Here is a 12,282-nt window from a genome sequence, read left to right on the forward strand (position 1 = left end):
ACCTTCATATTCTATTTAAGTAAAAAGAGTAGTTAATGCTCTGCTCTTTTCAAATTTATTGTTCTTGTTTGCGATGGAGTAACTATAGTTCATCCACAAACTTTAATTAATAACCTAAATGTGCAATGATTATTTCCATATGACTCGTAATGAAAATGTGAGTAAGTAAATATGGCCTTTAATTCAGCATTATTTGATGGCATGGTTATTTTTGTTGAAGTTGTTACTAGTAGCAGCTTTACGCAAGCAGCATTAAACAGTGGGCATTCGACCTCTTACATTAGTAAAGAGATCGGAAAACTAGAAGAGCGTTTAGGCGTACGTCTGCTTCACCGTACGACTCGAACTTTACGTCTAACTCCTGAAGGTGAACTTTATTTTCAACAATGCCAACAACTTATCGAAGATGCACAAATGGCTGAAAATGCGATTTCCGGACAGCAAGAAAAGCCTAAAGGTCGATTAAAAGTCAGTTGTCCTGTTGGCTTTGCCCTTTCTCGTTTACGCCCTATTCTTGGTAAATTTACGGATTTATATCCAGACATCACGCTTGAGCTAGATTTAAATGATAGAAAAATTGATATTGTGGCAGAAGGATTTGATATGGCGCTCCGAGCATCACATCAACTTGAAGATTCTAGCTTAATCAGCCGTCGATTCTTACGTTCAAGAGCCATCACTATTGCTTCTCCTGATTATCTAAAAAAGCATGGCGCACCATTGCACCCTAATGAACTATCAGAACATAAAACCATTGGTTATGCGTATGTAAAACAAGGAGCTGTTTGGGATTTTGTAGATAAAGACAACCAACCTATTGCTGTACCATTGCAATGTCAGGTCATCACCAATAATTCATTTATGGAGTTATCATTATGCTTGGCAGGACAAGGGATCACTCGTATCCCTCAATTCCACTTAACTGATGAATTAGAAACTGGAAAGCTAGTTGAACTGTTTTCAGATTATCCCAAACTTACGATTGATGTGTTTTTTGTGTATCCAAGTCGTAAACATATGTCTGCCAAGGTGCGCTGCTTTTTAGATTTCATCACTGAACACCTTGGAGAATAATGTATAAATTTACTCTTCTAACAAGGCTTCAAATCGTTCAAGGCCTCGTAATGGGTCAAAATCTGTTTCTTCAACAACAAGCTCACGCATTGAAGAACTTGCATTAATAGAACGTTGTAAATCATCAATAGCCTGAACTTCCGCACCCAATTGAGCATACGCACACGCACGTTGAAATAGTGCATGTGCGTTTTGGTCATCCACTTCTAGCACTCGATTACACAGGTTTAATGCCCAATGGAACTCACGCATTTCCATTGCTGCATCGGCTTTATACGTTAATGCTTCTAAATCACCCGGTCTAACCGTTAAGATCTCATCATAAACATCCATTTTCTGTTCGGCCGTTTGAACACTTTGAGCTCTCAGCCATAGATTATGCACTTCATTGATAATTTCAATTTCACGATTATTCTCAGTAATAATTCGAGTTTTTCGCTTTAAATCTCGCTCTAAGGCAACAAACTTCTTTTCATAATCTTGGGCAATTTTATTAAGTTGCTTATCTGCCATCTCTCTCGTATTTTGCTTCATTTCCTTTAGAGATTGCCAACCAATCAAGGCAACTAAAGAAGCAACGGCTGCAATAACATAGAAAAAATAGGTCACGGTTACATTTGAATAATTAAGAGACTTATCCGCAACAGCAAGCTCCCTGTCTGTAATTTGGATAATCATTCTTTTTTCTAAATCTTGCTGATCTGTTCGTAATGCTTTTAATTCATCAAGAATGTAGCGCTCCATTAATGGACGATCTAAGTACTCTTGTTCTGAGTAACTCACCTCTTCAGCTTGAATTGAAAGCGAGGTAAAAATAAGCATGGCAAGCAGAAAGAGAGGTCGAATCATAAAATTGGCCTTATTAATCGTGTAATTACGGATGGATATATTTAAAGATAACATATCCAAGTCGCTTACATTGTATTAACAAGGCAATCCGCTAGAAATAATTAAAACCCCATCACCATAGAACCAACTAACAACCCTGCCATGCTGTAGTTAAACATTTTCAAATGACTCGGTTTCGTTAATCTTTTTTGTAACTGCTTTCCTGCGGCAGTCCAAAAGCTAACGGTTGGTACATTAATACAAATAAACACGAATGCGATCAGAAACACACTAAACATATCAGCACTGGTCGCGTAAATACTCATTACCGATAACGCCATTGACCAGCCTTTTGGGTTGATCCACTGAAAGCTCGCGGCTTGTAAAAAAGACATCGGTTTATAATCGCCATTAATATTATCTACAGGCTTACTGCTCGCAATTTTATACGCCAAATATAATAAATAGACAGCACTGATAATTTGTAATGCTTTCTCTAGTTGTGGATAGGTCTGAAAAATTTGAACCAAACCAAATCCTACTAATATCAGCATAAACGCAAAACCGAAGATCACACCCAGCATATGAGGAATAGTTCTCACAAAACCAACGTTCGCCCCAGAAGTCATCAACATGATGTTATTTGGACCAGGCGTAAACGCGCCAACAAAAGCAAATGTGGTTAAAGCAAGTAAATAGGTGTAATCCATAATAAACATCTTATAAAAATAAATTCTGCTTGTATCTTAATGCGAGACTGAGTAAATTTTCTGTCTATATTTGCTTAAAATAAATTTAATACGCAAGGATTAGTCGCTATGGATAGGTTTGACGAAAGAATATTGCAAGAGTTAAAAAGAAATGGTCGATTAACTAATGTGGAGCTGTCAGAGCGCATTGGATTATCACCATCAGCCACACTTCGACGAGTACAAGAATTAGAACGAAATGAAACGATTCAAGGCTACCGAGCGGTATTGAATCCAAAAAAATGCGGAGTGGGATTTGTTGCGTATGTGACAATTGGATTATCTAATCACAGTAAAAAATCACAAAAAGATTTTGAAGCTCAGATAATGGAGTCTAAAGAAGTGACAGAATGCCACAATATTACGGGAGCAAATGAATATCTATTACGTGTTGAGACTGAGAGCCTCTCATCTTATAAGCAGTTTCATTCAAACGTACTTGGAGAGATCTCTCAGGTCAACTCAATCGGAACCTTAGTTGTTATGGATTCCCCTAAGGACGAGCGAACTTAGTGGTTACCAATGAATGGTTTTTTAATTTATGTAACTCTTTTACTGAATTAATAACCATTTTTACAGGTACTATGATGAAGTAAATTGAAGCCAATACCACCATGATTGGATCGGCTAGTTGAGCATAATGCGCGTGTGATGTTAGTAATAATATTTTCGCAATCATAAAGCCAACAAAAACGGCGGCACTAATAACGGTATCCATTAACCATTGCTTTGCTTCTGCATCGATTAGTGCCGAATTAACCTCTTCCCCTTGGGTTTTCATTAACCAATAGCTGCCATAACAACCGATCATGCTAAACACACCAAAAGCGAGTGCGACACCAGTATTTACTTCACGACCACCTTGCATTATCGCTTGAACTGCGGCAATAAATGACAATACACACATTAAGGTAATTGCGATCCCTTTAACTAAAATCACAGCAGACTCAATTACCTTAACGCGCTTAATGTTTTTCGCTACCTCTTCTTTTCGAATGTAGAACACCGCACCTAATGACACTAATGTTAAAAATAAACTAACTAATGAATAGACACCATCAAACACAATAACTAATGAATGGATCAGTGTACCTAATACAATTCCTATCATGGCAAACAACAACGCTGAAAACGTTGAGGCCAATAATAATTGCCTTTCTTTCTTAATTGAATATGACATTTTGCTCTCCATCGACTTATTTTTCGTCTTTTTTATTTATACAACGCATCATATATCTAAAATTGGTGATAGGATAATCAGTCAGCGTCGACTTATTCGTCGCTAGTGTTTTTTCATCTTTTATTGTCCTCTTTATCGGGTATACATAATGAAAACCAGTCAAATTGAGATGTTCTTATATGCTGTTGAGCTTGGGTCAATCGCAGAAGCGTCACGTAAGCTTCAGAAAAGTCGTACCACTGTCAGTGCAGCACTCAATACTCTCGAGGACGAATTAGGCGTTACTCTGTTAAATCGCACAGGTAATCGAATTACTCCTACAGAAATTGGGGAGTCTTTAGTTCACGATTTCCAACGAATTTCACTCATCAGTAATGACATCGAGAATAAATGCTTTCAATATAATCATGGGGTTGCATCAACCATTCGAATTGTACGTGACGATGCTTTACCTGAGACGATTTGGCGTCAGATCTTAGGCCGAATGAGTCGTAAATTTCCAAGCACAAGTATTTCAATCTATGTTGCTCCTTCTCCTGAATTAGAAGAAATGGTTGAGCAAAATATTGTTGATGTCGCTTATGGTTTACTGCCAATTAATAATGAGTTGATGCATGTTCAACAAAACGAACTAGGCCAGATCCGTTTAATGTCTGTTGCACATAAAGATCATCCATTAAGCCAACTTAGAAAAGTCAGTAGAACCGATTTAGAAAGTAATACTGAAATCATAATGAACTACATTGATGAAGATGAATTAATGGTGACTGAACCTAAATCAAGTAAGTACATTGCTCTGACTTTTTATGAGCATCTACGAAATGCAGTATTAGATAAAACAGGGTGGTCATCAGTTCCTGCTTTATTAATTAATGAGCATTTACGTGATGGTACTTTGAAAGTGTTAAAGCATAATCGAGCAATGAACTGGCAATCTTTTGCAGAAATGACAAAAACAAGTATGCCTCGTGGCGTAATTATTGATTGGTTATCTGAGCAAGTTGAAGATTATTTACTCGAAGTGTCAGAATAACGGTTTATATATTGCTCAATAAGAAGTAAATTAGCGGCAATTCTCAAGCTCAGTTGAGCTTTTTAGAAAACATACATCTTTAATACCTAGATACATGGATCATTATGAGCATTGAAACCTATCTTCTATTTATTGCTGGCATGTTCGCATTTTGCGCAATGCCTGGCGCTGATTTCTTTTTTGTCCTTTCAAGAGCCTTAGGAGGCGGAGCTAAAACTGGTATATATGCCGCTTTCGGTGTCGCTACTGGGGTTCTATTTCATACCTTTTTAGCTGTTATTGGTTTAAGTGCTTTATTGCTATCGTCAGCGACGGCTTTTACTGTCATTAAATACATTGGTGCAGCTTACTTATGCTATATCGGCTTTAAAATGTTTACCGCTAAAGGTGGGATCGGTGAAGTTGAAGAAGCTAATCGTGTTTCAGACTTAAAAGTATACCGCCAAGGCATACTTACTAATGCGCTAAATCCTAAGGTTTGTCTGACATTCGTTGCTTTCATTCCTCAGTTTTTAACACCTGAAACCTCATCGCCTTCGATGATAGGAATGCTGGGAATAACAACCGCTATCATTGCGCTAATGTGGTTTATTTGCATTGCTGTTTTTGCGGCTAAATTCAGAACCGTAATAGCAGAAAGCAAAGCATTCTCTAACTTACTTAAGTATGGCTTAAGCTCTTTATTGGTTGGTTTTGGGGCTAAGTTAGCGCTGACTAACTAATACCGTTCTAAAACGTTAATAAGGGTTGAAGTGAGCATATCTTCAACCCTTTTTTTAACTTAAAAACGTGAACGGTAAGAACGGTGACACGCATTACAAGTATCTTGTGCTTGCTCTAAACCCACTTCTGCTAATGCCTTATCTTGTTGTTGGCTTGCTTGATAAAGTTGAACAAAGCCACTATCCATCTCTTGCATCAATTGATTAAACTTTTCAGGTTTATTCCATATCGCTTCTTTTGCTTTACTGCCATCTTGGCTACCTTCCGGAAATGCTGTAGTTAGTAATTGGCTATGTTTAGAAAGTTCATGGCTGATCAATTCAATTTCGTTCCACTTAGGTGCATCTTCATCAATCATGCCTTCAACTTGCTCTGATTGATTTTCGATATGTACAAAAGCCTGTTGTCTTGTATTAATGAGGTCAACACTCGCTTGAGCAAATGCAATATTTGGTAGTAAAACACATAAACTAAGTACTAATTTTTTCATTACTTTATCTCTAATAGATGTCTGTCTCGCTTCAAGTTGCATTTAATTTACATCACAATAATTGCTCATGCAACTATTGTGATGTAAATTGTTTTCCGTTAGTTAAAACATCCATCAATTAGGAACAAGAAAATGAAGATTTGGGATTTACCAACACGCATATATCATTGGCTTCAAGCACTGCTTTTTATCGGATTAGCCGCAAGTGGCTTTAACGGTGAAGGGCCACATATCTATTTAGGTTTAGCGCTATTTACTCTTATTATGTGGCGAATTGTATGGGGATTTATCGGCAGTGATACGAGTCGTTTTAAAAAATTTATTGCTTCCCCAAAACGTACCATTCGTTATTTATCAGGAAAAGAACCATCAAAAATAGGCCATAATCCAGCTGGATCTTGGATGGTTATCGGATTAATTTGTACCTTATTTATTCAATGTATTACCGGCATAGCGTTAGCGGGGTTATTCGATCACATCCCTTACGCTGATATCGTCTTAAATGATGATGTCTTTGATGTTTTCGTTACCCTGCATGGAATATGTGCACGTTTACTACCGGCATTAGTCATCTTGCACTTAATTGCTATTCTCTTTTATAAACTACGCTCAAAACCACTTGTTTGGGCAATGATCTCTGGCGTACAGAAGAAACTGACAGAAAATCAAGCCTCGTCGAACCTGATGTTTGTATCAAATAGACGTGCATTATTGGTGCTTATTGCCACCGGATTAGTTACCATTGCAATAGTTGTAAGCGCAGGAGTTTAAACACAATGGAAGAATTTGATCGTCAAAGCAGCTTTGGATGGATGATTAACGTTATTGCCAACCAAGCCTCAAAGAATTTCGAAGCAGAATTAAAACAGCACGGTTTAACTGTTGCTCTTTGGCCAACCATGATGTGTTTATGGGAAGAAGAAGGAGTAACTCAACGTGATATTGCTGAAAAATCAAAAGTGGAAAACTCCACAACAACACGAACATTAGATAAATTAGAAAAACTTGGCCTTGTTGAGCGACAAGCAGATCCCAACAGCCGTCGTTCATTTCGTATTTACCTCACAGATGAAGGCCGAGCATTAAAAGAAACACTTTTGCCGATCCCTGTGAAGGTGAATAAAGAAGTGCTTAGCTCTCTTGATCTAAAGGAGCAAAAAGAGATGATTCGATTACTGCAGAAAATGGTCGCTGCTGTATAAATTATCTCTAACAAAACACGATAAATAGCCCACTAGAATGGGCTATTTTTTTATAAAAAAACACGAAATTGATCTATTTCACACAACAAAATACATAGAACTCTAACTAAATAAAAACATAAAAGTGAGATCAATGTCGCATTAAACGGCTAAGAAACACGCTTTTTTTGTGATTAGCTTGCCTTTGCATCTCTAAAAATGCCCATAATAAAAAGGAATTTAATTAGAGTACAAAGGATATGTATTTACATATGACTATTGCAGCGCCCAGAATCTTGTGTTCAAGCATGGATATTGAACCCAGCAAAAAATGGACATTTAGAGAACCATCAAGGACAGACGGTGACGATGTTTATGCATTGATCACCGAGTGTCCCCCTCTTGATATCAACTCTTCATACTGTAATTTCCTTCAATCTACACATTTCAGTAAGACCTGCGTTTTAGCAGAGAAAGACGGCAACCTTGCTGGTTTTATCTCTGGTTACCATAAGCCTGATGACCCAAAAACATTATTCATCTGGCAAGTCGCAGTCTCTCCTCGCTACCGAGGTAAAGGTTTAGCTTACTCCATGCTAAATGAGCTTTTACAGCGAAAAAACCTCAAGCACACAGAATTCTTAGAAACAACGATCACCAAAGCCAACGACGCCTCTTGGTCGCTATTTAAAAAGCTGGATGCCGAGCATGGTAACCGAGGTGAAGTGACTACGTTTCTAGACAAAGAAGCTCATTTCAAAGGCAAGCACGATACTGAATATTTGTATCGTATCGCTCTAAAATAAAATAGGAATCATAAACGGACTCATCATGAATATTTTCAAGAAGCAAGAATCAAAAGTACGTTCATACTCAAACAGTTTTCCAGTTATCTTTCAAAAAGCAAAAGGATGTTGGCTAGAAACCGAAAGCGGCGAACGTTACTTAGACTTCCTTGCTGGAGCCGGATCACTCAACTACGGTCACAACAACCCAGTCTTAAAGCAAGCTTTACTTGAATACATCGAAACAGATGGTATTACGCACGGCTTAGACATGCACTCAAGTGCAAAAGCCACTTTCTTGAATGCATTGAATAACTATATTCTTGAACCTAGAAATCTAGATTATAAGGTTCAGTTTACCGGTCCAACCGGAACCAATGCCGTTGAGGCCGCTTTAAAACTGGCACGTAAAGTCACCAATCGAACTAACATTGTCGCCTTCACTAATGGTTTCCACGGGTGTACTGCAGGAGCATTAGCAGCGACAGGTAATCAACACCATCGCCAAGGTGCAGGTTTTAGCTTAAACAACATCACTCGCATTCCTTTTGAAGGTTATGCCGATATCGATGGCCTTAACCTGTTTGAAACCATGCTATCTGATAACTCAAGTGGTCTAGATAAACCTGCTGCTGTGCTTTTAGAAACTGTACAAGGTGAAGGTGGATTAAACGTCGCATCAAATCAATGGTTACAACGTTTAAGCAAGATTTGTAAAGCCAACGATATTCTAATGATTGTTGATGATATCCAAGCTGGCTGTGGTCGTACTGGCACCTTCTTCAGTTTTGAACCATCAGGTATTAAACCAGATATGGTTACGCTATCTAAATCTATTGGTGGCTACGGCTTACCAATGGCGGTTGTCTTACTAAAACCAGAATTAGATGAATGGAAACCAGGTGAGCATAACGGTACTTTCCGTGGTAACAATCACGCTTTCATTACTGCTGCAAAAGCACTAGAGATTTACTGGTCAAATTCAAATTTTGAAGAGCATATTAAACAGATCTCTCAAAAAGTCAGTGATGTCATTCTTCGTGCCGTAAAACGCTACCCTAAGCTGTTTGTTCAGCAAAAAGGTCGCGGCATGATGATTGGTATTGAGTGTAAAGACGGCATTATCTCAAGTGATATCGCTAAAGATTGCTTTAAGAACGGCATGATCATTGAAACTGCAGGTCCATCTGATGAAGTTGTTAAATTCTTCTGCCCACTGACGATCACTGAGTCAGAGCTAGAAGAGGGTCTAACCATCTTTGAAAACGCAATTGACAATATTGCAGAAAAACACTTCAAAAAAGCATCTTAATCAAGGACGAAACAATGATTGTTAGAACACTAGACGAATGTCGTGATAGCGAACGACGCGTAGCATCAGAAACATGGGAAAGCGTAAGAATGTTGTTGAAGAATGACAACATGGGTTTCTCTTTCCACATTACGACTATTTATGAAAACACAGAAACTCACATTCACTACAAGAACCACTTAGAGTCGGTATATTGTATGAGTGGTGAAGGAGAGATCGAAGTTATTGGCGGCGAAACCTACCCAATAAAACCAGGCACTTTGTATATTCTTGATAAGCATGACGAACACTTCTTACGTGCTTATAAAGACAAAGAAATGGTCATGGCGTGTGTCTTCAATCCACCGATCACTGGTGCTGAAGTTCACGATAAAAACGGCGTTTACCCTATCTTAGATTAAACACTAAATCCCCTTAGTATTTATTTAGGATGGTATAAATATCAACTTGGATCCATAAAGATCCAAGTTGATACTCTCTTTAAAGTCAAAAAGGACTTCTTCATGACTTATACCGTAGAAAAAATCGGCGGTACTTCTATGACTGCGTTTGACGCCGTTTTAGACAACATCTTTCTTCGCCCTCAAAATCCATATAACCGTGTTTTTGTTGTATCTGCCTATGGCGGCATTACCGATTCATTGCTTGAATGTAAGAAAACAGGCAAACCAGGTGTTTATAAGCTTATCGCTAAACGTGATGATAGCTGGGATGAAGCATTAGAGTATGTGAAAAATCGTATGCTATTAACCAATGAACATCTATTTATTGACCCTTTGAACAGATTAAGAGCTGATAAATTCATTTGCTCACGAATTGATGAAGCTAAAACGTGTATTTCTAATATTCTTGAAACCTGTCAATACGGTCAATTTTCATTACGTCGCTATTTACCTCAAGTTCGTGAATTTCTATCTTCTATTGGTGAAGCGCACAGCGCCTTTAACACGGCATTAAAGCTAAAAACCGTTGGAATTAACGCGAAGTTCGTCGATCTCTCTGGTTGGGACAACCAAACTCCGAGAACATTAGATGAAACCATCACTGATGTATTTAAAGATATAGATGTCACCACAGAGCTGCCAATTGTTACTGGCTATGCCTATTGCAAAGAAGGCTTAATGGGCACATACGATCGTGGTTACAGTGAAATGACCTTTAGCCGCATCGCCTCACTTACTCATGCTGATTTGGCGATTATCCATAAAGAATATCACTTAAGCTCAGCTGATCCGCGTGTTGTAGGCACAGATAAAGTATTCCCAATTGGACGCACCAATTACGATGTTGCTGATCAATTAGCAAGCTTAGGAATGGAAGCTATTCACCCTAATGCAGCGGCAGGGCTTCGTGAGAGCGATATTGAAATTCAGATTAAAAATACGTTTGAGCCAGAGCACAAAGGCACATTGATCTCATCAGATTACCAACCAGAAACCAACAAAGTCGAGATCATTGCAGGTAAAGAAAAAGTGTTTGCCTTACATCTGTTTGATCAAGCAATGGTCGGCCAAGTGGATAATGTCGGTTATGAGTTAATGGAAATTATCTCAGACGCACAAGTTAGTTTAATTGGTAAAGAAATGAATGCAAATTCAATTACTTATTATCTTGGCGGTAGCACTGAAAACCTGAATAAGTTGTTATACAAAGCAGAAAAACGCTATCCAAACGCCTCTATTAAAGGTCGTATGGTGGCATTAATTTCGGTGATTGGCTCTCAGATTGATACCAACAAAGCATTAGCAAAAGGGGTTTTATCATTGATGAATAATGACGTCACCCCTGTAGCCCTGCACGCTTCTATGCGTAACGTAAACGTGCAATTTGTAGTAAGCGATCAAGACTATCAAAATGCTATTCGAGCACTACACCACGAGTTTTGTGAAGATATAGCCACCACACAAGTAAAAACTGAACAAGTCGCTTAAATTCCGTTTTACAGTGTAAATAAACCCTCAACCGCTAGTTCATTAATGATGAGCTGGCGGTTTTTTTTGGCTAATCGTTTGTAAAGAGGACAATAACTCTTCTAATACAGGGCCAAAAACATGACTGCGCGATACCAAGCAACCCATTGGGGTAAACCAACCATCAAATTCATGAGCAATCGGCAGCGCCACTAGCTTATTTTGATCTAGCAAACTCATTACGCTGTGTTCTGGTACTATCGTCCAACCAACCCCTTTACAAGCAAGATCCATCAAAGTTTGATGCGTATTGGCGTACCACAACTTTGAGCTTATCCCATAACTGAACCACAATTCTTTTCGTTTTGAGCTACGATGTACTAATTGTCGATGTCCTTTCAATGCCGCATCATTCACGACAGGCAAACTGGCTAGATCATGCTCTGGAGACACTACCGTCAGAAAGCGCACATGACCTAGAGTAAAGAAATCCATGTCCACTTTTAGCTCGCCATCTGCATAGACAATCCCTACTTGGGCTTTGCCTTTTTTTACTAACTCTTCAACATCAAAGGTTGAGGTTGTGATGATCTCAAAATCCGTCACAGGAAACTTATCTGCCAATGCCGCCAATATTTGTAATACATCGTCATTCATTAAGCTCTCATCAATGGCGATGACTAACTCATATTCGTGCTCTCTTTCTAACGATTCAACTTTTTGGTCAAAGTATTTTTGTTGATGCAAAATAGATTGAGCAATCGGCAATAACGCTCTGCCTTTCTCTGTTAGCACAGGCGTGTTTTTATCACGATTAAACAACTCTTGGTTAATTGAGATCTCTAAATTGGCAATAGCCTGACTCACACCGGATTGAGCGCGCTTTAATTGGCGAGCGGCAGCAGAGAAAGAGCCGCACTCACACACGGTGACAAAGATTTTCAATTGCTCAAAACTGTACATGGCATTAGCTTAGTAATTGGATTAAACACCAAACTATCACGATTCGTGATGACT

15 protein-coding genes are annotated in these 12,282 nt (G+C 38.5%); 10 read left to right on the top strand and 5 right to left on the bottom strand.

From position 1 onward, the window contains the following. The first annotated feature begins 171 nt into the window (after positions 1-171). Positions 172-1,074 carry a LysR family transcriptional regulator gene (locus tag ED622_RS01940; protein ID WP_122032279.1) on the top strand — a complete coding sequence of 301 codons (903 nt, stop codon included), beginning with the start codon at positions 172-174 and terminating at the stop codon, positions 1,072-1,074. Positions 1,075-1,083: 9 nt separating this feature from the next. On the opposite strand, the gene ED622_RS01945 is transcribed toward ED622_RS01940, so the two are convergent. Then, positions 1,084-1,923 (bottom strand): hypothetical protein, encoded by an 840-nt coding sequence (locus ED622_RS01945; RefSeq protein WP_122032280.1) that lies wholly within the window; start codon positions 1,921-1,923, stop codon positions 1,084-1,086. Positions 1,924-2,024: 101 nt separating this feature from the next. Beyond that, positions 2,025-2,612: a LysE family translocator gene (locus ED622_RS01950; RefSeq protein WP_122032281.1), complete on the bottom strand. Its 588-nt coding sequence runs from the start codon at positions 2,610-2,612 to the stop codon at positions 2,025-2,027. Between the two features lie 108 nt (positions 2,613-2,720). On the opposite strand from ED622_RS01950, the gene ED622_RS01955 reads away from it, so the two are divergent. Next, a complete protein-coding gene (locus ED622_RS01955) occupies positions 2,721-3,164 on the top strand; it encodes an Lrp/AsnC family transcriptional regulator (RefSeq protein WP_122032282.1) in 444 nt (147 codons plus the stop codon). Here the strand turns inward: ED622_RS01955 and ED622_RS01960 are convergent. Further along, on the bottom strand, positions 3,145-3,831 hold the full coding sequence (locus tag ED622_RS01960) for a cation transporter (protein WP_122032283.1): 687 nt from the start codon (positions 3,829-3,831) through the stop codon (positions 3,145-3,147). The genes ED622_RS01955 and ED622_RS01960 overlap by 20 nt on opposite strands. Positions 3,832-3,979: 148 nt before the next feature. Between ED622_RS01960 and ED622_RS01965 the strand changes: the two genes are divergently transcribed. Both ED622_RS01965 and ED622_RS01970 read left to right on the top strand, forming a co-directional pair. After that, positions 3,980-4,864, top strand: coding sequence for a LysR family transcriptional regulator (locus tag ED622_RS01965; protein WP_122032284.1), 885 nt, complete (start codon positions 3,980-3,982; stop codon positions 4,862-4,864). A 104-nt stretch (positions 4,865-4,968) separates the two neighbouring features. Next, complete coding sequence (locus ED622_RS01970; protein WP_122032285.1) at positions 4,969-5,586, top strand: LysE family translocator; 618 nt, start codon at positions 4,969-4,971, stop codon at positions 5,584-5,586. A gap of 59 nt (positions 5,587-5,645) precedes the next feature. On the opposite strand, the gene ED622_RS01975 is transcribed toward ED622_RS01970, so the two are convergent. Then, complete coding sequence (locus ED622_RS01975) at positions 5,646-6,077, bottom strand: cytochrome c (protein WP_122032286.1); 432 nt, start codon at positions 6,075-6,077, stop codon at positions 5,646-5,648. Positions 6,078-6,209: 132 nt separating this feature from the next. Here ED622_RS01975 and ED622_RS01980 point away from each other — a divergent pair, with 132 nt between their 5' ends. The 6 genes from ED622_RS01980 (at position 6,210) to ED622_RS02005 (ending at position 11,286) form a co-directional block, all read left to right on the top strand. Further along, positions 6,210-6,848, top strand: a complete 639-nt coding sequence (locus tag ED622_RS01980) for a cytochrome b/b6 domain-containing protein (protein ID WP_122032287.1) — start codon at positions 6,210-6,212, stop codon at positions 6,846-6,848. Between the two features lie 5 nt (positions 6,849-6,853). Beyond that, positions 6,854-7,279, top strand: coding sequence for a MarR family winged helix-turn-helix transcriptional regulator (locus tag ED622_RS01985; protein WP_122032288.1), 426 nt, complete (start codon positions 6,854-6,856; stop codon positions 7,277-7,279). 251 nt (positions 7,280-7,530) lie between these two features. Then, positions 7,531-8,064, top strand: a complete 534-nt coding sequence (gene ectA / locus ED622_RS01990; protein WP_162922420.1) for a diaminobutyrate acetyltransferase — start codon at positions 7,531-7,533, stop codon at positions 8,062-8,064. 25 nt (positions 8,065-8,089) lie between these two features. Beyond that, the gene (gene ectB / locus ED622_RS01995; RefSeq protein WP_122032290.1) at positions 8,090-9,355 is read left to right on the top strand and encodes a diaminobutyrate--2-oxoglutarate transaminase; all 1,266 of its coding nucleotides are present in this window, start codon (positions 8,090-8,092) and stop codon (positions 9,353-9,355) included. A 14-nt stretch (positions 9,356-9,369) separates the two neighbouring features. Further along, positions 9,370-9,756: an ectoine synthase gene (locus tag ED622_RS02000; RefSeq protein ID WP_061003912.1), complete on the top strand. Its 387-nt coding sequence runs from the start codon at positions 9,370-9,372 to the stop codon at positions 9,754-9,756. A 102-nt stretch (positions 9,757-9,858) separates the two neighbouring features. Beyond that, the gene (locus tag ED622_RS02005) at positions 9,859-11,286 is read left to right on the top strand and encodes an aspartate kinase (RefSeq protein WP_122032291.1); all 1,428 of its coding nucleotides are present in this window, start codon (positions 9,859-9,861) and stop codon (positions 11,284-11,286) included. A gap of 42 nt (positions 11,287-11,328) precedes the next feature. Here ED622_RS02005 and ED622_RS02010 read toward each other — a convergent pair whose 3' ends face one another. Next, on the bottom strand, positions 11,329-12,228 hold the full coding sequence (locus tag ED622_RS02010; protein WP_122032292.1) for a LysR family transcriptional regulator: 900 nt from the start codon (positions 12,226-12,228) through the stop codon (positions 11,329-11,331). Positions 12,229-12,282: the final 54 nt, after the last annotated feature.

The organism is Aliivibrio sp. EL58, assembly GCF_900312675.1.
GTDB lineage: Bacteria > Pseudomonadota > Gammaproteobacteria > Enterobacterales > Vibrionaceae > Aliivibrio.

Coding starts and splice junctions, on each gene's coding strand:
- ED622_RS02005 (WP_122032291.1), top strand. CDS start 9,859: ATGACTTATACCGTAGAAAAAATCGGCGGTACTTCTATGACTGCGTTT.
- ED622_RS01985 (WP_122032288.1), top strand. CDS start 6,854: ATGGAAGAATTTGATCGTCAAAGCAGCTTTGGATGGATGATTAACGTT.
- ectB (WP_122032290.1), top strand. CDS start 8,090: ATGAATATTTTCAAGAAGCAAGAATCAAAAGTACGTTCATACTCAAAC.
- ED622_RS01950 (WP_122032281.1), bottom strand. CDS start 2,612: ATGGATTACACCTATTTACTTGCTTTAACCACATTTGCTTTTGTTGGC.
- ED622_RS01940 (WP_122032279.1), top strand. CDS start 172: ATGGCCTTTAATTCAGCATTATTTGATGGCATGGTTATTTTTGTTGAA.
- ED622_RS01975 (WP_122032286.1), bottom strand. CDS start 6,077: ATGAAAAAATTAGTACTTAGTTTATGTGTTTTACTACCAAATATTGCA.
- ED622_RS01965 (WP_122032284.1), top strand. CDS start 3,980: ATGAAAACCAGTCAAATTGAGATGTTCTTATATGCTGTTGAGCTTGGG.
- ED622_RS02010 (WP_122032292.1), bottom strand. CDS start 12,228: ATGTACAGTTTTGAGCAATTGAAAATCTTTGTCACCGTGTGTGAGTGC.
- ED622_RS01945 (WP_122032280.1), bottom strand. CDS start 1,923: ATGATTCGACCTCTCTTTCTGCTTGCCATGCTTATTTTTACCTCGCTT.
- ectA (WP_162922420.1), top strand. CDS start 7,531: ATGACTATTGCAGCGCCCAGAATCTTGTGTTCAAGCATGGATATTGAA.
- ED622_RS01970 (WP_122032285.1), top strand. CDS start 4,969: ATGAGCATTGAAACCTATCTTCTATTTATTGCTGGCATGTTCGCATTT.
- ED622_RS01955 (WP_122032282.1), top strand. CDS start 2,721: ATGGATAGGTTTGACGAAAGAATATTGCAAGAGTTAAAAAGAAATGGT.
- ED622_RS02000 (WP_061003912.1), top strand. CDS start 9,370: ATGATTGTTAGAACACTAGACGAATGTCGTGATAGCGAACGACGCGTA.
- ED622_RS01980 (WP_122032287.1), top strand. CDS start 6,210: ATGAAGATTTGGGATTTACCAACACGCATATATCATTGGCTTCAAGCA.
- ED622_RS01960 (WP_122032283.1), bottom strand. CDS start 3,831: ATGTCATATTCAATTAAGAAAGAAAGGCAATTATTATTGGCCTCAACG.